The sequence below is a fragment of the Pseudoalteromonas sp. MEBiC 03485 genome (genome assembly GCF_004195145.1).
Classification (GTDB): Bacteria; Pseudomonadota; Gammaproteobacteria; order Enterobacterales; family Alteromonadaceae; genus Pseudoalteromonas; species Pseudoalteromonas apostichopi.
In genome coordinates this window covers 2,255,048-2,277,803 of sequence record NZ_SGBT01000001.1, presented here as the reverse complement: position 1 = coordinate 2,277,803, position 22,756 = coordinate 2,255,048, and the positions used below count along the sequence as shown (strand labels likewise).

General features: G+C 40.3%; 23 protein-coding genes and 1 tRNA gene. 8 read left to right on the top strand and 16 right to left on the bottom strand.

What is annotated here, in order from left to right; translation table 11 throughout:
- Positions 1–2 precede the first annotated feature (2 nt).
- The 4 genes from speA to EVU92_RS10550 form a co-directional block, all read right to left on the bottom strand.
- Positions 3–1,916: a biosynthetic arginine decarboxylase gene (gene speA, locus EVU92_RS10565; protein WP_130051192.1), complete on the bottom strand. Its 1,914-nt coding sequence runs from the start codon at positions 1,914–1,916 to the stop codon at positions 3–5.
- Positions 1,917–2,128: 212 nt separating this feature from the next.
- Positions 2,129–2,554, bottom strand: a complete 426-nt coding sequence (locus tag EVU92_RS10560; protein ID WP_130051191.1) for a hypothetical protein — start codon at positions 2,552–2,554, stop codon at positions 2,129–2,131.
- A gap of 82 nt (positions 2,555–2,636) precedes the next feature.
- Positions 2,637–3,098: a GNAT family N-acetyltransferase gene (locus EVU92_RS10555; protein ID WP_105174581.1), complete on the bottom strand. Its 462-nt coding sequence runs from the start codon at positions 3,096–3,098 to the stop codon at positions 2,637–2,639.
- Positions 3,099–3,568: 470 nt separating this feature from the next.
- Entirely contained in the window at positions 3,569–4,546 is a 978-nt protein-coding gene (locus EVU92_RS10550; RefSeq protein WP_130051190.1) for a transposase, read from the bottom strand.
- 270 nt (positions 4,547–4,816) lie between these two features.
- Between EVU92_RS10550 and cysZ the strand changes: the two genes are divergently transcribed.
- Positions 4,817–5,545: a sulfate transporter CysZ gene (gene cysZ / locus EVU92_RS10545; RefSeq protein ID WP_130051189.1), complete on the top strand. Its 729-nt coding sequence runs from the start codon at positions 4,817–4,819 to the stop codon at positions 5,543–5,545.
- A 71-nt stretch (positions 5,546–5,616) separates the two neighbouring features.
- On the opposite strand, the gene rlmM is transcribed toward cysZ, so the two are convergent.
- The 12 genes from rlmM to hemA form a co-directional block, all read right to left on the bottom strand.
- Positions 5,617–6,702 carry a 23S rRNA (cytidine(2498)-2'-O)-methyltransferase RlmM gene (gene rlmM, locus EVU92_RS10540; protein WP_130051188.1) on the bottom strand — a complete coding sequence of 362 codons (1,086 nt, stop codon included), beginning with the start codon at positions 6,700–6,702 and terminating at the stop codon, positions 5,617–5,619.
- Between the two features lie 9 nt (positions 6,703–6,711).
- Positions 6,712–7,080: a DUF423 domain-containing protein gene (locus EVU92_RS10535; RefSeq protein WP_167659218.1), complete on the bottom strand. Its 369-nt coding sequence runs from the start codon at positions 7,078–7,080 to the stop codon at positions 6,712–6,714.
- A complete protein-coding gene (locus tag EVU92_RS10530; protein WP_130051187.1) occupies positions 7,077–7,721 on the bottom strand; it encodes an alpha/beta family hydrolase in 645 nt (214 codons plus the stop codon). Before EVU92_RS10530 ends, EVU92_RS10535 begins: the two co-directional genes overlap by 4 nt.
- Before the next feature lies 1 nt (position 7,722).
- Positions 7,723–8,619, bottom strand: a complete 897-nt coding sequence (locus EVU92_RS10525; protein WP_063706073.1) for a transcriptional regulator GcvA — start codon at positions 8,617–8,619, stop codon at positions 7,723–7,725.
- 100 nt (positions 8,620–8,719) lie between these two features.
- The gene (gene kdsA, locus EVU92_RS10520) at positions 8,720–9,574 is read right to left on the bottom strand and encodes a 3-deoxy-8-phosphooctulonate synthase (RefSeq protein WP_130051186.1); all 855 of its coding nucleotides are present in this window, start codon (positions 9,572–9,574) and stop codon (positions 8,720–8,722) included.
- Between the two features lie 9 nt (positions 9,575–9,583).
- Positions 9,584–10,837, bottom strand: coding sequence for a DUF819 family protein (locus EVU92_RS10515; RefSeq protein ID WP_130051185.1), 1,254 nt, complete (start codon positions 10,835–10,837; stop codon positions 9,584–9,586).
- Positions 10,838–10,853: 16 nt separating this feature from the next.
- Positions 10,854–11,681, bottom strand: coding sequence for a tetratricopeptide repeat protein (locus tag EVU92_RS10510; RefSeq protein ID WP_130051184.1), 828 nt, complete (start codon positions 11,679–11,681; stop codon positions 10,854–10,856).
- 131 nt (positions 11,682–11,812) lie between these two features.
- Positions 11,813–12,187: a SirB2 family protein gene (locus tag EVU92_RS10505; protein WP_130051183.1), complete on the bottom strand. Its 375-nt coding sequence runs from the start codon at positions 12,185–12,187 to the stop codon at positions 11,813–11,815.
- Between the two features lie 21 nt (positions 12,188–12,208).
- The gene (locus EVU92_RS10500) at positions 12,209–13,747 is read right to left on the bottom strand and encodes a response regulator (RefSeq protein WP_130051182.1); all 1,539 of its coding nucleotides are present in this window, start codon (positions 13,745–13,747) and stop codon (positions 12,209–12,211) included.
- A 45-nt stretch (positions 13,748–13,792) separates the two neighbouring features.
- The gene (gene prmC, locus EVU92_RS10495; RefSeq protein WP_130051181.1) at positions 13,793–14,635 is read right to left on the bottom strand and encodes a peptide chain release factor N(5)-glutamine methyltransferase; all 843 of its coding nucleotides are present in this window, start codon (positions 14,633–14,635) and stop codon (positions 13,793–13,795) included.
- 2 nt (positions 14,636–14,637) lie between these two features.
- On the bottom strand, positions 14,638–15,723 hold the full coding sequence (gene prfA / locus EVU92_RS10490) for a peptide chain release factor 1 (RefSeq protein ID WP_054551648.1): 1,086 nt from the start codon (positions 15,721–15,723) through the stop codon (positions 14,638–14,640).
- A 7-nt stretch (positions 15,724–15,730) separates the two neighbouring features.
- Positions 15,731–16,987: a glutamyl-tRNA reductase gene (hemA, locus tag EVU92_RS10485; protein WP_175580517.1), complete on the bottom strand. Its 1,257-nt coding sequence runs from the start codon at positions 16,985–16,987 to the stop codon at positions 15,731–15,733.
- A gap of 83 nt (positions 16,988–17,070) precedes the next feature.
- On the opposite strand from hemA, the gene lolB reads away from it, so the two are divergent.
- The 7 genes from lolB (at position 17,071) to EVU92_RS10450 (ending at position 22,744) form a co-directional block, all read left to right on the top strand.
- On the top strand, positions 17,071–17,658 hold the full coding sequence (lolB, locus tag EVU92_RS10480) for a lipoprotein insertase outer membrane protein LolB (protein WP_130051179.1): 588 nt from the start codon (positions 17,071–17,073) through the stop codon (positions 17,656–17,658).
- 2 nt (positions 17,659–17,660) lie between these two features.
- Positions 17,661–18,527 (top strand): 4-(cytidine 5'-diphospho)-2-C-methyl-D-erythritol kinase, encoded by an 867-nt coding sequence (ispE, locus tag EVU92_RS10475; protein ID WP_130051178.1) that lies wholly within the window; start codon positions 17,661–17,663, stop codon positions 18,525–18,527.
- Positions 18,528–18,606: 79 nt separating this feature from the next.
- A complete protein-coding gene (locus tag EVU92_RS10470; protein ID WP_130051177.1) occupies positions 18,607–19,554 on the top strand; it encodes a ribose-phosphate pyrophosphokinase in 948 nt (315 codons plus the stop codon).
- A 152-nt stretch (positions 19,555–19,706) separates the two neighbouring features.
- Positions 19,707–20,318, top strand: a complete 612-nt coding sequence (locus EVU92_RS10465) for a 50S ribosomal protein L25/general stress protein Ctc (protein ID WP_130051176.1) — start codon at positions 19,707–19,709, stop codon at positions 20,316–20,318.
- Positions 20,319–20,337: 19 nt separating this feature from the next.
- Entirely contained in the window at positions 20,338–20,922 is a 585-nt protein-coding gene (pth, locus tag EVU92_RS10460; protein WP_105174586.1) for an aminoacyl-tRNA hydrolase, read from the top strand.
- Positions 20,923–20,956: 34 nt separating this feature from the next.
- Positions 20,957–22,048: a redox-regulated ATPase YchF gene (gene ychF, locus EVU92_RS10455; protein WP_130051175.1), complete on the top strand. Its 1,092-nt coding sequence runs from the start codon at positions 20,957–20,959 to the stop codon at positions 22,046–22,048.
- Between the two features lie 619 nt (positions 22,049–22,667).
- Positions 22,668–22,744: transfer RNA gene (locus tag EVU92_RS10450), tRNA-Met, on the top strand.
- The last annotated feature ends 12 nt before the right edge of the window (positions 22,745–22,756 follow it).

Below are 22,756 nucleotides of genomic sequence, written 5' to 3'. Positions count from 1 at the left end.
GCTTATAACTCTTCTAAATAAGTGTAACCATTTAAGCCAGTTTGCAACTCATCTAATACGCTTTGCTGCTCTGATTCTGGTAATTTTGCCGCTACCAGTTGGGCGTAAGATTGCTGAAAACCTTCTACATCTAAATGTACATAACGCATCATGTCAGCAACGGTATCACCCTCGTTAACTTCAGTGATTTTCGCCTGACCCTGCTCGTCCATTTTTATAATTGCACTGTGCGTGTCACCAAATAAATTATGCATATCACCTAAAATCTCTTGGTAAGCACCCACTAAGAAAAAGCCCATTAAATAAGGTTTTTCTTCGCTAAATGCTGGTACCGGCAAGGTGCTTTCAATACCTTGACCATCGACATAGTGCTCCATAGCACCATCTGAGTCGCAGGTAATATCAAGTAACACTGCACGCTTTTGTGGTGCCTCTGTTAAACCACTTAAAGGCAAAACAGGAAACACCTGGTCAATACCCCATGCATCCGGTAATGACTGGAACAATGAAAAGTTCACAAAAAACTTATCTGCTAAACGCGCATTTAATTCATCAATAATCGGACGATGAAAACGGTTTTTGTTATCCATATGTTTGTTAAGTTCATAACATACACGTAAGTTAACTTGCTCCGCCCATGCTCGCTCTGTTAAATCTAATAAGCCAAGTGCGAATTGATTATGTGCTTCGGCTAAATCACCTTGGCTATCATGATAAATTTCAATTAATGCACGGTCGTCATTGTCATCACTTAACTGCTGCCATGATGTCCACATGTTTTTTAATAATAGTGGTGCATCAGCGGCTGGCGCTTGAATGTCTTCTGGTACATAGCTTTCGGTACCAATAACATTCGAAATCAATACAGCATGGTGCGCTGTTAACGCACGACCTGATTCAGAAATAATGCGCGGCATTGGTTGCTCATATAACTTACAGGTATCACCAATGGTGTATACAATGTTATTAGCATATTCACTTAAGCTGTAGTTCATTGAGTTATGAGACTGGCTACGTGTACCGTCATAATCTACCGCTAAACCGCCACCTACATCTAAACAATCAATTTGTGCACCTAATTTGCGTAACTCACAGTAAAAACGCGCAGCTTCACTCACACCTAAGCGAACATCGCGGATGTTTGCCATTTGCGAGCCAAGGTGAAAGTGTACAAGTTGGATCAGATCAAGTTGATCAGATGCTTTTAAACGATTAACCACACTGAGTACTTGCGATGCCGACAAACCAAATTTTGATTTTTCGCCACCACTTGCTTGCCACTTGCCCTTACCTTGCGACGCTAAACGTACACGAATACCAATGCGTGGCTTTACGTTTAACTCTTTTGCTTGGCTAAGCACCATGTCTAGCTCAGACAGTTTTTCAAGAACAATGTAAACCTTGTGACCTAGCTTCTCGCCAATCAGTGCTAAACGAATGTATTCTTGGTCTTTATAGCCATTACATACAATTACAGCACTGGTTTTTTCAGCCATGGCTAAAACCGTTAATAGCTCAGGTTTACTGCCCGCTTCTAGACCCAATTGCTTCTTTTCAATATCAGCTTGGCTTGCAACTATTTCTTCAACAACTTCGCGTTGTTGGTTTACTTTAATTGGATAAACAAGCAAATAGTCTTTCGGATAACCATAATTTTCAATCGCCGTGTTAAATGCCTGACATAAGCTATGTACACGATGATGTAAAATTTGTGGAAAACGAACCAACGCAGGCAAGCTTAAGCCTTTGTCTTGTAATTGCTGTGCGATATCGATTAGTGCAATGGTTTGCTCTGGGGCATGGGCCTTTGGCGCAACATACACATCACCTTGATCATTAATACCAAAGAAACCTTGGCTCCAATGACGAACATTGTAACTCGTGCGAGCTTGTTCTAGTGATGTTGTCTCTTTCATCTATCTTTCTCTTTTATTTTAGTAATGCCAAAAACGGCAAGGGTTGTTGCCGCGCATTAAAAGAAAAATAGTGATTCAAGTCCAACAAGAATTTTTACTCGTAACGAGTGATTTTTAATGTGAAAAACGAATCGATAATTCCCTACCCATACTCAAAATTATTTAAGGACAGGCACTACATATTAGTGGACTGTTTTTCATTTTAGAGTATTTTAGAGGACAGGCACTACTTTTGTGATTTCATCTGCTTTTGTTGAGTTCGATCCCAAGCGCCTCCATGCCTCATATTGCTCGTTATCATGCCACGTAATACCGATGTACTCTTGCCAATTTTCAAAGTCCTTTGTCCGAAACTTTTCAACCCCACACCCTCCTGCACCAAAAGATGTGCGGCAAATTTTTACAGTAAGATAAGTACCATCAAAATTAAGCTGTGATTGTTTATCAGTGCAAACACTTAAAGGCCGATAAGGAAATGTAAGAATAACTTTTGATTCTATAGTGCCATTATGATTGAAGACACCAGTTAGGGAGTGACATGAGTTTAAGTAGAACTGGGTGGTATCAATAGTAAAGTCGGGTTGCTTACTCTTAGAAGTAATAGATACTTGTGACTTATCACCACAGGCAGTAATCAAAAAAATCGTAACAAAACATATGAATTGTAAGGAATATTTATAAATTAGGATAACCTCAATAAAACATGGCTTAATACCTAACTTACTGGTTAAGCCCTAACTCCATAAATAAACTTTGTGGATTTTCGCTATAGTTACCAAACGGACCACAACGATTGAAGCCTAAGTTTTCATATAGGCTAATGGATTCTGTTTGTTTAGGGCCTGTTTCTAATCGAATAAGCGGAATTTGCTGCTCACCTGCGTGATGCAAGAGTATTTGCATAATTCGACGTGATAAACCTTTACCACGGTAACTTGGTTTTACATATAGGCGGCGGATCTCACCATATGGAGGATTGCCTTCTTGCATCACGATTGCACCACAAGCAACGATACCATCTTCATTTTTCAAGCCAATGGCATAAACATTAGGTTCAGCAAGTTCTTCAACACTTAAGGATTGAGCGGTTGCAACAGGATATAATGAGTTTATGAGTCGGTCTATATCAGAAAACACGTGTACTACTTCAGGATCATGTGGATTTAAATCGACTAACTGCATAAAACTCCCATTTTTATATGTCGTTTTTGTTAATGATGTTAACAATGATATCGGATATTAGTTTAATCCTCTACTGTTGTTTTCAATATTCATTTTTATAGGTACTGTTCAGACCGCCATACTATCGCTTAGTTCAACAGTATGTAACTGAAAAAACGCCCAGTTGATAAAAATTAAAGTCCAACCTACACCGCTCAATTAAAGATTAATGATTTTTACTGACAACTTTAAGAAGACAGTCACTTTAGTTTTTAATTTAACTAAAATGGACAGGCACTTAAAAATAAAAACCTTAGACTTAGGTTAAAACTCCTCTCAACCTCTCTAAACTTGACCTTGCAAAGCCCGCTTAACTATAAAGGTCTTTCTTTTCCTTTAATCTTAAAACTGATTTTGATTAATTTGAGAAACGCTAGCCATTTCAAAGCAATGGTTTTAAAAAATAATATTACAAAAATCACATAAAAGAATTAGCTAGCTAACAGTAATAGACTATTAGTCCTGTTACTTCGCCGCTTTCGAGCAGTTTTACTACAGTAGTTTTCAATAGCTTGTATTCGACCTACAGCACCGTGAAATAAATGTTCAAACTGTGTTGTTAATGTTAGCCAATTTGCTGGCTCGAGATTAAGCCTCTCAAGGATAGTAGGTAAATGATGATCTATATATCCGCGTTTATCCGTGCTAATACAACGCCCTGTCTGTTCTACAAGTAACAGGTATGACTTTAACTCAAAAGGTATTCCCTTTGATTTATTCTTGTTCATACCACCAACAAAACGAGCTAGTAGCTTAGGTTGTTTTGAATTCTTCGCACTTTGGCTTCGCTTTTTAAAACTTGTATAGTTAGATTGCTCTGGGGTCCTCGCAACCTCTGCACGAACAGGGTTTAAATCAACATAGGCCATGCACGCTAAAAGAGCAGATTCATCAAGTAGTGCTTGGCTCTTGAAGCGCCCTTCCCAAAAATGCCCGGTACATTCGTCTTCTTTATTTGCACGCCTGGCAATATACTCATTAAGCATTCGCATGAACCAACTAATACTAGAAAGGCGCGCTCTGTATTCTACAACCTCTTTATTTAAAAAGGCCTGTTGAACGTCACTCAAGTGCTCACCACGGAGGAAGTTTTGACCTAAAGGCGTCATTTTACTGAGCTTCTTCCAGCGTAGAAGAACGGCCTTGTCGCTTAACCTATTTGCTTTTTTATCATCTACATAAAGCACAATATGAGTATGATTACTCATCACGGCATAAGCACACACATCAATACAAAATACCTTCGCAAGAACAAGCAGACGATCTTCAACCCACCCTCGGCGATGATCATATGATTTACCTGTGAGAGTATCTTCTCCGCAAAGGTAGGCGCGTCTAACGCATCGGGATACACAGTGATAGTATTTAGTATTCGACAAACAGATTTGCCGCTTCCTTGCTAAAGCCATCGTCCACTCCTTGAACCGATAATTTAAAATGCATGGGCTGTAACTAAAGTGTAGACAAAAACTCTTGTGCTGCAAAAACAGTTAAGTGTAATGACTGTCTATTTAAATTAATTTTGTCTATTTAAATTTCTTCCTTTGGAATACAGCTGAGAGCTAGGCTTAAAGTGACTGTCCATGTAAAGAGTTAAACACTTTGTTACGGAAAAAAGCTGTTCAAATATCGTTAAAACCATATACTGCAAACAACAAGAAAAAAGATGAGGTTTTCTCGTGCAGTTCACTCAAGGTATGGAATACTTCTTTTCTGGCTTTAAGTTAATTAGCCAAAAGGGGTTGAAACGTTTTGTACTTATTCCTTTAACAATCAATATCCTGCTTTTTGGTAGTTCGCTGTTCTTTTTGTACGGTTGGCTCACTGATGGCTTTGCTTACATGAACTCGTTATTACCAGAATGGCTTAGCTGGCTCGAATGGCTAATGTGGCCGATTGCCGTGCTGGTGATTTTATTTAGTTACAGCATGCTCTTCACGGTTATTACAAATTTTATAGCAGCCCCATTTAACGGCCTGCTCAGTGAAAAAGTTGAGCTTTACTTAACTGGGCAAAAAATTAATGACGATAGCCTTTTCGATACAATGAAAGATGTGCCGCGCATGCTAGGACGAGAGTGGACAAAACTTTGCTATTACCTACCACGCGCTATTGGCTTTTTTATTTTATTGTGGATTTTACCTGTGATCGGGCAAGTTTTATGGGTGCTTTTCACCTGTTGGATGTATGCCGTTCAATATGAAGACTACGCTTTCGATAACCATAAAATTAGCTTTAACGAAATGAAAGGTGACTTAAAGCAAAAGCAAACCTTGTCCTATGGTTTTGGTTTAGCTGTAATGATTTTAACTGCAATCCCAATTGTTAACTTAATTGTCATGCCTGTTGCAGTATGTGGAGGCACACGTTTATGGGTCGATAATTACCGAAGTAAATATCGAACTTAAATTAGATGTTTAATCGTCTAATAAAAAGGCCAATAGTTTTAGCTATTGGCCTTTTTATTTTCAAATTGATGCTAACTGTAAAGGCTTTGTGGAACCTTAGTTACATTCAAATGTACTGTGACCTCTTCACGATCGTGATACAAATGCTTGGCTTGCAGCTCGTAGCTCACTCCATATTTATCAAGCTCTTCTTTGATCATTTTCAAACATTCGTAAACGCTGTCAAAACGTTTTTTCATAGGCAACTTGAGATTAAAGATTAGCTCTTTAGCGTAGGCATTAACTGCCCAATCAATCATAAGATTAGTCACTTTTGTCGGCTTCTCTACCATGTCACACACTAACCACTGAATATTGCGCTTTTCAGGGCGATATTTAAAACCATCTACTCTGAAGTGCTTAACCTGCCCTGTTTCCATCAAATCATCATTCATTGGGCCATTATCGATTGCGCTTACAAACATTCCACGGCGCACCAGCTGATAAGTCCAACCACCTGGGCAAGCGCCTAAATCAACGCCTCGCATGCCAGGTTGCATACGTTCTTCGGCTTCATGGGGGGGAATAAACACGTTAAAGGCTTCATCGAGTTTTAAGGTAGAGCGGCTCGGCGCATCATTAGGCATACGTAAGCGCGGAATACCCATAAAGAAAGGCGAGTTGTTAAATGTATACGAATAGCCGACATAAGCACTGTCATTTGCTAAAAATAACACATGCATTACTGGTTTCTTCTCTGCAAGCTCGCGAGTTACCTTCGAGCGCTTTTCAAGCGACTTTTTCAGTGGCGTCGAAATCTTTTTGCAGAACTTAGACAGCTCTTTACCTTCGTTAGTATCGGGCGTTTCTACGCGTAAGTCACCACATTCAGGAAAGTCAGCGGCAGCATCAACAATGGCACTAACACGGTCTTCAAGTGGCATATTATCCACTAGAGTGCCAGTAAACCATTGACGCGCAAATACCATATTTTTGAAGTCGACTTTTTTTATGATTTCATCGCCGTGACTTGCATCAAAACATTCATAAACAACAATACCTGTATTTGGTTTTGTTTTAACGTAACCTGCAAAGCCTTGTTCAGCAGCTTGAAAGGTAATTTCAGCAGCGGCATCATTTTCAAAACCACTGCGACAATAAATAATTACACTCGACATAGATAACCCTTAAAACTTATATCGTGCGGCTTGAACTAACAAAATAGCCCAACCAATAATAAAACAAACGCCGCCAATAGGGGTGATAGGCCCAAGCCATTTCATGCCCGTTAATGCGAGTAAATACAAACTACCACTAAATAGAAACGTACCTGCTATAAAAAATCCACCAGCCCAACTTAGGTTCATGCCCCACTTAATTAAGATAGCAATAGCTATAAGTGCAAGGCCATGCACCATTTGATACTCAGCAGCTGTTTTAAAAATCCCAATTGCGTATTCCGAGACACGGTTTTTTAAACCATGAGCGGCAAATGCACCAAGCATCACCGAAAACATGCAGAATAAGCTGCCAACCATTAAATATAGTTTGATCATTGCTCATCTCCTGCCACTAAATTAATAATAAACTTTGCTGCATAATCAGCAGCTTGCTGTAGATTCTCTTCTTCAGTAATTCCACTTTTTTTACGTGGTTTTAGTGAATGATCACCATCTTTGAGAAATTTGATTTCTGGCGGATTAATCATTTTAAGATCAGCGAGCTCTTGCTGATTTCCAAATGTATCGCGCTCACCTTGCAGAACTAAAAAAGGACATGGTATGTCTGCAAAATGCTCTATACGAAGTTTTTCAGGTTTTCCTGGTGGGTGAAACGGATAACCAAAAGCCACAACTCCGGCTATTTTAGCTAGGCTCTGCTCGGTACAAAGCATAGAAGCCATACGCCCCCCCATTGATTTACCACCGATAAATAAAGGCAGCTCTGGCTGTCTCTCTCTCAGCACCTCTGCAAAGTATGCAAGCAACTTAGGAGCACGCTCTGGCGGTCTTCGCTTGCCTGTCTCTTTTGCAATTTGCATATATTGAAAATCAAACAACGCCACATCAATATTGAACTGACTAATAAGTTTAGCCATTGTTTGCATAAACTCAGAGTCGCTGCCCGCCCCTGCGCCGTGTGCAAATATAAACTGTGCACGGGCATTGCCCGTTGCACTTTTAAACCACTGTAACATGTTAATACTCTTGTTCTTGCTCTACTAAGCTCAGCATCCAGTCTTTGAAAGACACTATTTTACCAAGCTCTGTTTGCGATTCACGGATCACTAAATAGTAAGCATTTTTACTTTCTAATGAGTGATTAAACGGTATGACAAGTCGACCTGCATCAATATCAGGTTTAGCTAATACGCTATTACCAATAGCAACACCCTGACCATGCACCGCAGCTTGTAATACCATCGATGAGTGACTAAAAATTGGCCCTTGGTTAACTTGCACGTTACGCACACCAGCCGTTTTCATCCAAGTTTTCCAATTTTTACGGGTCGTATCATGCAATAACGTATGATTCGCCAAATCACTTGGTTGATTGAGTGGCTTAGGGCCTGTTAATAATAATGGGCTACATAAAGGCACCAGATATTCAGTGTGCAGCTTATAAGTTTGCACCCCACTCCAGTGACCTCGGCCATAATAAATGGCAATATCGACATCGTCAGAAAGTGAATTCTCATCCTGATCTTGCGCTTTAATTCGCACATCAATCTCAGGGTGTAATTCATTAAATAAACTAAGTCTGGGCACTAACCATTGAATCGCAAAACTTGGCGTTAAGCTCACTGTAAGTGAACCTTTCGCACCTCGTGCAAGCAACTTTTCTGTAGCATCAATCAACTGGGTAAAAATCTCTTTAATATCTAAAAAGTAACCTTGCCCTTCTTCGGTCAGCAATAAAGAGCGATTTTTACGCAAAAACAGTTTTAAACCTAAATGCTCTTCTAGGGTTTTAATTTGGTGACTCACCGCTGCTTGCGTTACATACAGCTCTTCTGCCGCTTTAGTAAAGCTCAAATGACGAGCCGCAGCTTCGAATGCTTTTAGCGCATTTAAGGGAGGTAAACGACGAGACATAATCACCAAGCTTAGAATTAGTTTTTCTTATGCGTCGATTATAGCGATACAAATAAAAAAAGGCGACCATGGTCGCCTTTTTCATACTTAAATAGCAAGATTACAAGTCACTAGCGCTAGTATCTAGTGGTGCAAAGCTCTTAACCAAGTCATCAACCGCTTTCATTTGCGATAAATAACCTTCTAGTTTACTTAGTGCAAGTGCACAAGGACCATCACATTTTGCTTCATTAGGATTAGGGTGTGCTTCAATGAACAGACCTGCAATACCTAATGCCATACCACTACGCGCAAGCTCTGCAGCTTGTGCACGGCGACCATCCGCAGAGTCAGCACGACCACCAGGACGCTGTAATGCGTGTGTTGCATCAAAGATAACCGGCGCCATAGGCTTCATGTCATCCATACCTAGCATATCAACCACTAGGTTGTTATAACCAAAGCTTGTGCCACGTTCACACAGCGCAACGTTGTTGTTGCCCGCTTCATTAAACTTTTTAATGATATGGCGCATTTCATGTGGCGCTAAAAACTGTGGTTTTTTCACGTTGATAATGGCGCCAGTTTTTGCCATAGCAACTACTAAATCAGTTTGTCGAGCAAGAAAAGCAGGTAATTGAATAACATCAACAACTTCAGCCACAGGTGCGGCTTGATGAGGCTCATGTACATCAGTGATTAAAGGCACATTGAAAGTAGATTTAATTTCTTCAAATATTTTTAAACCTTCTTCCATACCTGGGCCACGGTATGAATTAATTGAAGAGCGGTTTGCTTTATCAAAAGATGCTTTAAACACATATGGAATGTTTAGCTTTGATGTTACTTCTACGTAATGCTCAGCAATACGCATCGCTAAATCACGTGATTCAAGTACATTCATACCACCAAACAGCACAAATGGCTTGTTGTTGGCTAATTCAATGTCGTTAATTTTAATTAACTGGTTGTTCATTTCTATTCCTTAAGGTGCAACAGCTTGAAGCATTAATCCACAAATATAAGCCATGTAAGTACCTACACCGTAACCCAAAACAGCAAGTAAAACACCTACTGGCGCGAGAGACGGGTGGAATGCTGATGCAACAACAGGTGCAGATGCTGCGCCGCCTACATTCGCTTGAGAGCCTACTGCCATATAAAACAGTGGTGCTTTAATTAGTTTCGCGACGATTAACATTAAGCTTGCATGAGTAATCATCCAAATCGCGCCCAGTACAAAATACATTGGCGAGTCAAAAATCGCGGTAATATTCATATGTAAACCAATTGAAGCAACAAGAATATATAAAAAGCTTGATGCTACTTTTGAAGCACCAAAGGCTTCAATATGGCGAACTTTAGTAAATGATAAACTAATACCTATGGTGGTAGAAATAACAATCAACCAAAAGAATTTACTATTTAAACTATACTCTTGCGCCCAAGGGAAATTAGCCCCAAAAAACGGACCTAAAAAGTCTGCACAAAAATGAGCAAGGCCAGTAATACCAAAGGCAATAGCAATAATCGTCATGTAATCATTTAAGGTTGGCATACGCGCATGCTCAGCATGATACTTTTCAACGCGCTCTTTTAAATCTTCAATTGCACGAGTATCTGCCCCTGTTTTGGCATCAATCGCCTTATGATTAGCTGCCATTAATAACAACACCGCCATCCATAAGTTCGCCACGATGACATCAACAGTTACCATTGCAGAGAAAATATCACCGCCCACTTCAAACATTTCTTTCATTGATGCTTGGTTTGCACCACCACCAATCCAGCTACCAGCAATGGTCGTCATACCGCGCCATACAGCATCAGGGCCATGGCCTCCGACAGCTTCAGGGTAAACCGCACTCATTACTAAGATAGCGAGTGGTCCACCAATAACGATACCCATGGTACCCGTTAAAAACATTATTAATGCTTTAGGGCCAAGGTTAATAATGGCTTTTAAATCAATACTAATGGTCAGCAATATTAAGCAGGCTGGCAGTAAATAACGTGATGCAACAAAATAAACATTTGAAGAGTGACCATCAACAATACCAAAGGTATTCAGTAATGATGGTAAAAAGTAGCAAAGTAATAATGCCGGTACGTATTTATAAAATTTTTGGCACGCAGCATTATTACTGTGAGAGGTTTTAAAAATAAACCCCAAAATAACGGCAAGCAAACCAAGTACGACTGCGTCATTGGTAATTAGCGCACTGTGGGCGTCAGTCATAAATGTTCCTTTAAAATTAGTGGTGTGTATTATTGTTGTCTTCTATTTCAGCAATTTGATGCTGAATAACTTCGATAGCAGGATCATCTGGGCACTCGTTAATAAAGTACTGCAAATCATCGCGGGCCATTTTTGGGCAATCTAGCTGATTAAGTAAATAACCACGGTCACGACGCTCATAAGGGTCATCACCAAGTAATTCCATCAACATTTCAACACAATGCAAAGCATGACCAAATTTACTTTCGCTAATAAAAGACCATTTTTGCTGAGCTAAATATAATTTATATAGCTCTTCATCAAAAATCAGCTCAAGAGGTTCTTGTTCATCACCATTTTCTTCACACGCATTCTCTGGTGTTATATACCAGCTCTGCTGTCCCGTGCTGGGCTCAATTAAATAACCTTCTTCATCACTCATACCAACATGAACGTGCACGTCTCCTTGACTAAGAGTAACAGTCGCGTCCAATTCAGCATGTTGCAATAAATGACAAAGTAAAACTGCCAGCGTGGTTTGTGTACCACTGCGCATGGTAATGGTGTAGCTAAAACTATTTAACGTATACTCAGGCACTTTTAAGCTTGATGAGCTAAATAGCCATTGTTGATAAAAGGTATCAAGTAACTTATCGAGACGCTCATGTGGCTCTTTTAATTCAGCGCAAAGAGCTGTTACCGTGTCTTCAAGCTCATTGAGGGTGTCATAACAGGCTGTTAAATCAGCTTGATGATCCCACTTCAATTCAGCATCGATACAACGATAAAGCACTTTCGAAGAAAATGCGTCAAAGGCCTCTTCTTGATAGGATTCATTTTGATCTTCAAACCAAGGGGTGGTCATTTATACTGCTACATCTCTTACAAAAACGAACAGCTAGTTTACCTACTTTTCCCCTAAGTTACCAATACTGAGCGATGAGATATAAAAAAGCGGTATGACAACCTAGGCCATCAAATACCGCTTAGAGATTCTTAAAGAAGAAGTGCTGTTTTAGCAGAGGCTAAATAGCCAATTGCCAATAAGATGAGTGTGGTGATTACAAGTAATACGAGCTTCGCACTTTTTGCATTTTGCTTAGCAGCAACAACACCTAACACAATGTATGCAATAACTAAGATTATCTTTTCTAATAACCAAGACTGCTCTAAAGGGTTAAATCCTGCCATCACAATCAATACCACTGCAGAAACTAGCAGTAAAGTGTCGATACTATGACTACCAATAAATACCACTTTATTTTTTGCCAAAGTGCCCGATTTTAAGCGTGAAAACGAACGAACGTAAAATAAGATAATACTCAACACGGCAAACAGCATGTGAGTATGTTTTACTGCTAAATAATCCATATGCCCCTAATTTTGTTTTAATTAATCTGGATAACGTACAAGTACGTCTTCTATTTCTTTAACCCGCTGATTAAACACTTCAATTAACTTCGGATCAAATTGTTTGCCCTGTTGCGAGTTAATTTCCTTGATTACATCTTCAAGTGACCACGGCTCTTTATAACAGCGTTTATGACGTAGCGCATCAAACACATCAGCTAATGCTACAATGCGACCTGCAATTGGAATTTCCTCACCTTTTAAACCTTTCGGATAGCCTGAACCATCCCAACGCTCATGATGTGATAAAGCAATAATGGCTCCTGTATTAACAATGTCACGATTTGAATCTTTTAAAATTAAATGACCTTTTTCAGCATGCTGCTGCATGATAGCCCATTCTTCGTCGTTGAGCGGCCCTGGCTTATTTAAAATTGCATCAGGAATACCCACTTTACCTACATCATGTAGGGGCGCTGCTAAGCGAATAAGTTCAGCTTCGCGTTTAGGTAAACCATAGCCCAAGGCCAATTCATAGCAAATGTGCGAAACACGTTTTACATGGTTACCGGTTTCCGTTGAGCGTTGCTCTAACGCTTCACTAAGCCTAAATACTAACTCTTGCTGTGTTGCTTCAATTTCAGATTGTAACTGTACATTTTCATACGCCAACTGCACATTTTGTGAAAAAATTTCAATCAGATGACGCTGAGTGTCTGTTAAATGCTTAGGGATACCGGAAATAAATAACATCGAGTTGTGATTACATTCACTACAACAATAAGCAAATAAATAATTTTCACGGTAGACGATGGTTTTTTCGTTCAGTGCTTGCTGGCAGGCTTGCAACTGCTCATTATCTAGGACTTCTTCGATAGCCTTACCTTCACTACGTTCAAACTCACCACGCCCCGAAAATACCACTAACTTCTTTTGATTATCCTGCGGGTTACTGGCAACTAAGCTTGTTGCATACATTGCTTGATCTACAGTACCGAGTAATGAGGTGAGTTGTTGCATCACCCCTTCAATAAAGCTCTCAAGTGAATGAGTTGAGAAAATATCACGTGATGCTTTAATAATTTTTTCAAGGCCTTGACGAGATTGCTCAATCGATAAAATGTCACGGTAAGAACGTAAACTCGACATAACCACGGTAAAAAGTTTCTGTGCAGTTAGCTCAGTTTTTGACTTGTAGTCATTGATATCGTAGTTAACTATCACTTGTCGCTCAGGTGCTTGACCTGGCTGACCGGTACGAAGAATGATACGAATGTGATTATTTTTTGCAGTTTCGCGAATAAACTTAGCAACTTTAAGGCCTGCGTCGTCAGTTTCCATTACCACATCAAGTAATACGATGGCAGCATCTGGATGCTGCTCAATTACCTCTTTGGCTTCTTCACCCGAATAGGCACTAATAAACTCTAAGCGTTTATCTTGAAATTCAAAGTCACTCAACGCAAGCTTTGTTACGGCATGTACTTCTGGCTCATCATCGACGATGATGACTTTCCAACTACCCTGAACCACCTCATTAACTTCATCAAGTGCTTCATCCGAAAACAAAAAATCATCCATTGTATGGGACCCTCAAAGGCTATGTACGCACAGTGCTCTTCATGATTATTTAGGCCATTGTGCTAAGGTTACACGGTCATTACCGCCAAGATCTTTAATTGTAAGTATATGGCTATACGACATTTGTGCAAAAAATTCTTGTACCTTCACACTTTGTTTGTAGCCATGTTCAATTAAAAGATAGCCATTTGTCGTTAAATAGTCACGCGCGCTAGTAATAATTTGTTTAATATCAGCCATACCGTCATCATCTGCAACTAATGCAGAGAGCGGTTCAAAGCGAACATCACCTTGGCTTAAGTGCTCATCATCATGTTCAATATACGGAGGATTGCTGACAATTAGGTCAAACTTTTCTGTACTTACTGCACTAAACCAATTGCTCAACGTAAAAGTGGCGTTGTAAATACTAAGTCGTTGTTTGTTCTCTTGGGCAAGCTCAACTGCATCAGCAACTCTATCAACCCCTGTCACCTGCCAATTTGGCATTTCACTGGCTAATGCTAAGGCAATTGCCCCTGTTCCCGTGCCTAAATCAAGCACCTTGGCATCAGCAGGTAATTCAAGACCTAAAGCATACTCAACTAAAGTTTCGGTATCGGGTCTTGGGATCAAAGTCGTTGGGTTAACCTTCAAAGGAAGGCTCCAAAATTCACGAAAGCCAACAATGTGAGCAACAGGTTCACCATTTAAACGGCGCTGACATGCTTTTTCAAAATCAAGTTGTTGCTGTTCGGTAAGTTGTTTTTCTGGCCAGGTAAATAAGTAACTGCGTGGTTTATCAAGAATGGATAATAAGAGGACTTGTGCGTCTAGCTTAGCACTGTCGCTGCTAGGCGTTAATAACGCCGTTGCAGCAACAATTGCTTGTTCAATGCTTTGCGGCACGATTATTCATCGCCCATCGCAGCAAGTAAATCAGCTTGGTGTTCTTGCATTAGAGGTTCAATAACACTGCCCAAATCACCTGCAACTACTTCATTTAAACGGTAAAGCGTTAAATTAATACGGTGATCTGTGATACGACCCTGCGGGTAATTATAAGTACGAATACGCTCAGAACGGTCACCACTACCTACTAGGTTACGACGCTCTGATGCTTCAGCCGCTTGACGCTTTTCATCTTCAGCTTGTTGTAAGCGCGCACCAAGTACTGACATCGCTTTAGCACGGTTTTTATGCTGTGAACGTTCATCCTGACACTCTACAACTACGCCCGTTGGAATATGCGTAATACGGATTGCTGAGTCGGTTTTATTTACGTGCTGACCACCGGCACCCGATGCACGGAAAGTATCTACTTTAATATCCGCAGGATTAATCTCAATTGCTTCCGCTTCAGGGATTTCAGCCATGACTGCTACAGTACACGCAGATGTATGAACACGGCCTTGCGATTCTGTCTCTGGTACACGTTGTACACGGTGCGCACCTGATTCGAACTTAAGCTGACCATAAACACCTTCACCTGAGATATGTGCAATCACTTCTTTATAACCGCCGTGCTCACCTTCATTAGTACTAACCACTTCCACCTTCCACTTTTTAGTTTCAGCGTAGCGACTGTACATACGGAATAAGTCACCTGCGAAGATAGCAGCTTCGTCACCACCGGTACCGGCACGAACCTCTAGGTAGACGTTATTATTGTCTTTAGGGTCCTTAGGTAACATTAGAATTTGGATTTCGTCTTCTAAAGCAATTATTTGTGCTTTTGCTTCTTTATATTCTTCTTGCGCCATTTCACGCATATCAGGATCAGAGTCTTTTAACATTTCTTCAGCAGTAGCAACATCATCTTGTGCTTGTTGGTAAGCTAAAAATGCTTTTACGATTTCTTCTAATTCTGAGTATTCTTTAGATAAGGCACGAAAGCGATTTTGGTCGCTGATCACAGAGGGGTCGCTTAGTAGCGCTTGCACTTCCTCATAACGCTCAACTAAGGTTTCTAATTTTCTATAAACAGACTCTTTCATTTAACGACTATTCCTGATCAATACCTAACATTTTCTTTAATTGGCTTAACTCCGCTGCTTCACCTTTTTTAGCAGCATCTTGAATGGCACGGGTAGGTGCGTGCATCAAGCGGTTGGTCAGTTTGTTTGCCAACTCGAGTATAACTTTTTCAGCTTCTTTACCTGCTTGCAGCTGGCCTAAGGCTTTTTCGACTAGTTCTGACTTTATATCTTGTACATCGTTGCGATAATGGCGAATTAAATCCACCGAATCGAGTGAACGCAACCACATAGCAAATTCATCGGTACGTGAGCGAATAATAGCTTGTGCTTGCTCAGCAGCCTGCTCACGGGCGGCGATATTCTCGCTTACAATGGCTTGTAAGTCATCAACTGAATACAAATAGGCCGCATCTAATTCGCCTACTTGGCTCTCGATATCACGTGGTACTGCAATATCAATAAATAACATTGGTTTGTGACGGCGCTTTTTCAGCGCTTGTTCTACTACCCCTTTACCAATGATGGGCAAAGTACTGGCGGTTGAACTAATTACAATATCTGCATCATGTAAACGCTCAGGTAACTGAGCTAATGCAATGACATCCGCATTAACATCATCTGCTAACGTTTTAGCTCGTTCAATAGTACGGTTAGCAACTGTTATTTTTTGCGGATCATTTTGGTATAAGTGTTTAGCAACCAGCTCTATCGTCTCACCTGCCCCAATAAGCAATACATTGGTTTTATCTAATTTGCCATAAATGTGCTTAGCAAGATTAACAGCTGCATAAGCAACAGATACCGCACTGGCACCAATATCAGTTTCGGTACGAACTTGTTTTGCAACTGAAAATGTTTTTTGAAATAAACGGTCGAAGGTTACACCTATCGCATCATGGGTTTTCGCATTATGGTAAGCTTGCTTTATTTGCCCTAAAATTTGCGGCTCACCGAGTACTAACGAATCTAAACCACATGAAACCCGCATTAAATGGTTAATTGCTTCATGATCTTCATGATAATAAACATTATTGCTCAGTTCCTGTTCATCCAACCCATGGAAACTGGCTAACCAGTGTAACAGGGTTTGGGAATTACGCTCGGCAAGGCTACAATAGATTTCAGTTCGGTTGCAGGTCGAAACAATAACCGCCTCATTAAAATGCGAGTGACCACTTAATTGCTGCAACGCCTCAGACATTTGCTCTGGCGAAAAAGCGACTTTTTCACGTAATTCTACGGATGCGGTTTTGTGATTTATACCAAGTGCTACGATGGTCATATGTACCAAATATTGCTAAGCCCAGCTGTAAAGGCGTTAATTTTACCAAAAATCAGCGGAATATGGAAAGTAAGGAACGACATTTGATTAAACAATATTTGATTTTATTCATATTTTTTTTATTTATAGGTGGCTGTGCGCAAAAAATTTCAACAGTTGATTACATTTATCCCGACTGGAAAAGCCGATTAGAACAACAAGCTCAGTGGCAAGTACAAGGCAAAATGGCATTTATTAGTACAGAGCAACGCCAATCCGCCAATTTAAATTGGCAGCACGATGAGCAGCACAGTGAAATGGTACTCACCAGTTTTATTGGTACTCGCATCCTATCTTTAAAACAAAATGCACAAGGTGCTGAACTTGAATATGACGGCGATGTTTATACTGATAGTGATGCCTCAATGTTATTATATCGCCTAACAGGTTTTTCAATCCCATTAGATAACGCGGCAAAATGGCTAAAAGGAACTGTAGAAAACGAACAAGCCAGCTTTGATGAGCAAGGTCGTTTAAAAAAACTTATATGGCAAGCTCAAGATGGTCAGCAATGGCAGATTAGCTATTCAAATTACATCAAACATAATGGCTATTGGCTTCCTGTTAAGCTAAGCCTTAAAAACCAAAAAATTCGTATTAAAATTCAACTTAATGATTGGCAGTTAAATTAATAATGACGCAAGCTTCAACCGCCCCGCTAACTTTAATAGCACCAGCAAAACTTAATTTATTTCTTCATATAAATGGTCGCCGTGAAGATGGCTACCATGAACTAGAAACTTTATTTACCTTTTTAGAATTTGGTGATGACTTAACATTTACAGTGACCAATGATCTGGACATAAATGTAAAGGGCGATACCAGCGGCATTGAGTTAACAGACAATCTTATATACAAAGCAGCCCGTTTATTACAACAGCATTGTGATTGCCAACAAGGCGTTTCTATAGAATTATTAAAACGCTTGCCTATGGGCGGTGGCGTCGGTGGTGGTTCATCCGATGCGGCCACTACCCTATTAGCTCTCAATAAGCTATGGGGCTGTGATTTATCACTCGCAGAGTTAGCAAAACTTGGAGTAACATTAGGCGCTGATGTTCCGGTGTTTATTAATGGTCACAGCGCGATTGCTCATGGTATTGGCGAGCAGTTAGAAAATGTTGAATTACCGCGAAGCTGGTTTTGTGTTATTCATCCAGGGGAACATGTCAGCACCGCGAAAATTTTTACTCACCCTGATTTAAAACGCGACACTCCCAAGCTAAAAGCAGACTGGCAAATAGAAAATTTAGGCAACGATTGTGAGGCTTTAGTTAAAAAGCTCTGCCCCGAGGTTGAAAAAGCCCTGCAGTGGTTGCTAAAATACGCACCGTCAAAGATGACTGGTACAGGCGCTTGCTGCTTTGCTGAGTTTTCAACCGAGGCAGAAGCACAACAAGTTTTAGCTCAATTACCAGAAAAATGGACAGGTTTTGTTGCAAGTAGTGCTACACTTTCACCTGCTCATACAGCATTAAATGCTCACTTTGAAATGAAGTAACGTACAAGTAAATGTTAACCTGCTTTGGTGCCTACCATAGCCTGTTAGTCCCAAAATTCAGTGCCTGAGGAACCCTACCGTGCCTGACATGAAGCTCTTCGCTGGTAACGCAACACCTGAGCTAGCTCAAAAAGTTGCAAAACGTTTGTATATTGAATTAGGCGATGCTGTTGTTGGCCGTTTTAGTGACGGTGAGATCAGTGTTCAAATTAATGAAAATGTTCGTGGCTCTGACGTTTTCATTGTCCAATCAACCTGTAACCCCACTAACGATAACCTGATGGAGCTTATCGTTATGGTTGATGCCCTACGTCGTGCATCTGCTGGACGTATTACCGCAGTTATTCCTTATTTTGGTTACTCACGTCAAGACCGCCGCGTGCGTTCTGCGCGTGTTCCAATCACAGCTAAAGTAGTTGCAGATTTCCTTTCAAGTGTTGGGGTTGACCGCGTTCTGACGGTTGATTTACACGCTGAACAAATCCAAGGTTTCTTCGACGTACCAGTTGATAACGTATTTGGTAGCCCAGTGCTACTTGAAGATATGAAAGAACGCGACTTCGATGATGTTGTGGTTGTTTCTCCTGACATCGGTGGTGTTGTTCGTGCTCGTGCAATCGCTAAGCTATTAAACGACACAGACCTTGCTATTATTGACAAGCGTCGTCCGCAAGCAAACGTTTCACAAGTAATGCACATTATTGGTGACGTTGAAGGTCGTGACTGTATCATCGTTGATGATATGATCGATACTGGTGGCACTTTATGTAAGGCAGCGGCAGCACTTAAAGAGCACGGTGCAAAACGCGTATTTGCTTACGCAACTCACCCTGTGCTTTCAGGTGATGCAGCTGAGAACATCCGTAATTCAGTGATTGACGAAGTTATCGTAACTGACTCAATTACATTAACTGATGAGCTTAAAGCAATTGATAAAATCAAAGTGCTCACGCTTGCAGATATGCTTGCTGAAACAATCCGTCGTATCAGCAACGAAGAATCTATTTCAGCGATGTTTGAACACTAATCAAAGTCACTGAAATACTATAAAAAGCACCGCCTAGGTGCTTTTTTTGTAGTCGTTATTTATTTTCCCTGAAAGGGGTGGTATGATAGCGCGCCTTTTGGCTGGGGACCTTGGTCGCAAAGGCCCTAAGACTATTAATTATTGGAGACATTATGTCAACTTACACATACAATGCAGAATTACGTACAGAAACAGGTACTGGTGCGAGCCGCCGCCTACGCCGTGAAGATAAAGTTCCTGCAATCCTTTACGGTGCTGACAAAGAAGCTGCATCAATCGTTCTTGCACACAAAGATATGATCAAAGCGCAAGAAGACGAAGGTTTCTACACGCATATCCTTACTTTAAACATCGGTGGCGAGTCAGTTGAAGCTATCCTTAAAGATATTCAACGTCACCCGTTCAAGCCTAAGATCACTCACTTAGACTTCCAACGTGTAGATGCTACTCACAAACTTCACACTAAAGTGCCAGTACACTTCATCGGTGAAGACAAAGTAACTAAAGCAGGCAACACAGTTGTTCACCAATTAACTGAAATCGAAATCACGTGTCTTCCTAAGTCACTTCCTGAGTTCGTAGAAGTTGATGTTGCTGATCTAGTAGCAGGTGATTCAATCCACCTTTCTGACCTTAAACTTCCTTCAGGTGTTTCATCTGTTGAGCTAGCTAAAGGCGCTGATCACGATCAATCAGTTGTTACTATCAAAGCTAACAAAGCAGCTCCTGCTGAAGACGAAGCTTCAGAAGACGCTGCAGAATAATTTTTAAGGTGTAAACACCTTGAATTCTATTCAAATGCTTGTGGGCCTGGCTAATCCAGGCCCCGAATACGCAAATACACGCCATAATGCAGGTGCTTGGTTCATCGAAGAACTGGCTGCACGTTATAACTGCACACTCAAACATGATCCAAAATATCACGGCCTCACTGGCAAAGTGATTATTCAAGGCCAAGAATTTAAATTACTGATCCCTACGACTTATATGAATTTAAGTGGTAAAGCGGTGAGTAGTCTCGCTAATTTCTTTAAAATTCCTGTAGAGAACATTCTCGTTGCACACGATGAAATGGACTTAGAACCAGGGATTGCAAAACTTAAAAAAGGTGGTGGCCACGGCGGTCACAACGGTTTAAAAGATATTATTGCGAAAATGGCAAACCAAAAAGATTTCATGCGTCTTCGTATTGGCATTGGTCATCCTGGTCACCGAGAAATGGTAACAGGCTGGGTGCTAGGTAAAGCTGCGAAAGACGATCAAGAAAAAATGGACGCCGCCGTTGACGAAGCAGTTCGTTGTATGGAAATACTTGCAAAAGATGGTGTGTTAAAAGCACAAAACAGACTACATTCATTTAAACCTTAATCCGTTTTAATGAAATTACACAAGGTATCTTACTATGGGTTTTAAATGTGGCATCGTTGGTTTGCCAAACGTTGGTAAATCAACACTATTTAATGCACTAACTAAAGCGGGTATTGAAGCCGCTAACTTCCCTTTCTGTACCATCGAACCAAATACGGGTGTGGTACCGGTTCCTGATGCGCGCTTAAATGATTTAGCCGCTATCGTAAATCCTCAGCGTATTTTACCAACGACGATGGAATTCGTTGATATTGCCGGTCTAGTAAAAGGTGCATCTAAAGGTGAAGGTTTAGGTAACCAGTTCCTAGCAAACATTCGTGAAACAGATGCGATTGGTCATGTTGTTCGTTGTTTTGAAGATGAAAACATTGTTCACGTTGCTGGCACAATTGACCCTGCTGATGATATTGATGTAATTAACACTGAATTAGTACTGGCTGATATGGACAGTGCTGACAAAGCCATTTTACGTAATGCTAAAAAAGCTAAAGGCGGCGACAAAGACGCTAAAGAACAAAATGCTGTTTTAGAAAAAGTGAAAGTACATCTAGATGAAGGTTTAACGTTACGTTCTTTAGAACTAACAAAAGAAGAACAGGCTGCAATTAAGCCTCTTAACTTCTTAACAATTAAACCAACTATGTACATTGCTAACGTAGCAGAAGATGGTTTTGAAAATAACCCTTACCTAGATAAAGTACGTGAAATTGCTGCTGCAGAAGATGCCGTTGTTATTCCAGTATGTGCTGCTATTGAATCTGAGTTATCTGAGCTTGAAGAAGAAGATAAATTAGAATTTATGGCTGACTTAGGTTTAGAAGAGCCAGGTCTTAACTTAGTGATCCGCGGTGGTTACGAGTTACTTAAATTACAAACATACTTCACTGCAGGCGTAAAAGAAGTACGTGCATGGACAATCCCTGTAGGTGCAACTGCGCCACAAGCTGCGGGTAAAATCCACACTGACTTTGAGCGTGGCTTTATCCGTGCACAAACTATCGCATTTGATGACTACATTGCGTTTAAAGGTGAAAGTGGTGCTAAAGAAGCAGGTAAAATGCGCCAAGAAGGTAAAGAATACATCGTTAAAGATGGTGATGTAATGAACTTCTTATTTAACGTATAAGCATTTTCGCTAGTTTTATTTTAAAAGGCTCGTTATTACGAGCCTTTTTTATTACCTAAGTTTTGCTAGCTTTGTAGATAGTGCTAGTCTTAAAGATGCCTGTCACTTTAGGGGATTAATGTTCTTTAATTTACGTGTATTGATTGCAAATCGTATTTTTACACATATGAGTTAAGCAAGCTGATCTCAACAACAGTTTAACCAGAAAGTTAATAAGGTCAGTATCAATTCAATTTACCCTATTGCTGAATTAATGAACCAATAATAGGTAAAAGTGCAAACTATTTTTAGCTAAAGTGCTTATTGAAAACCCTTAACTTTGACTTTTATGCGATTAAACAGCCTAAAAGAACACACTAACTAATTTTGCAACTTGATTTTTGTTTAAAAATCAATCAGATTTAAATCAGTGTAATAACAACCTCAAAGCAGATTGCAGTTTTAAATTGGCAAATAGCTGTCAAAAAAACAGCAATTCAAATGAAATTTAGCCACTTAGCTTAATTTTAGCGCAAACAAACACAGATAAGCGTTTTTTTGCAAAAAAGGTGTTGACGGATTTAGGTCATATCAGCATAATACGCCCCGCACTCAGCGATGAAGTGCTAACAAAAAAGATGGCTAAGTAGCTCAGTTGGTTAGAGCACATCACTCATAATGATGGGGTCACAGGTTCAAATCCCGTCTTAGCCACCATTCTTTTTGTTG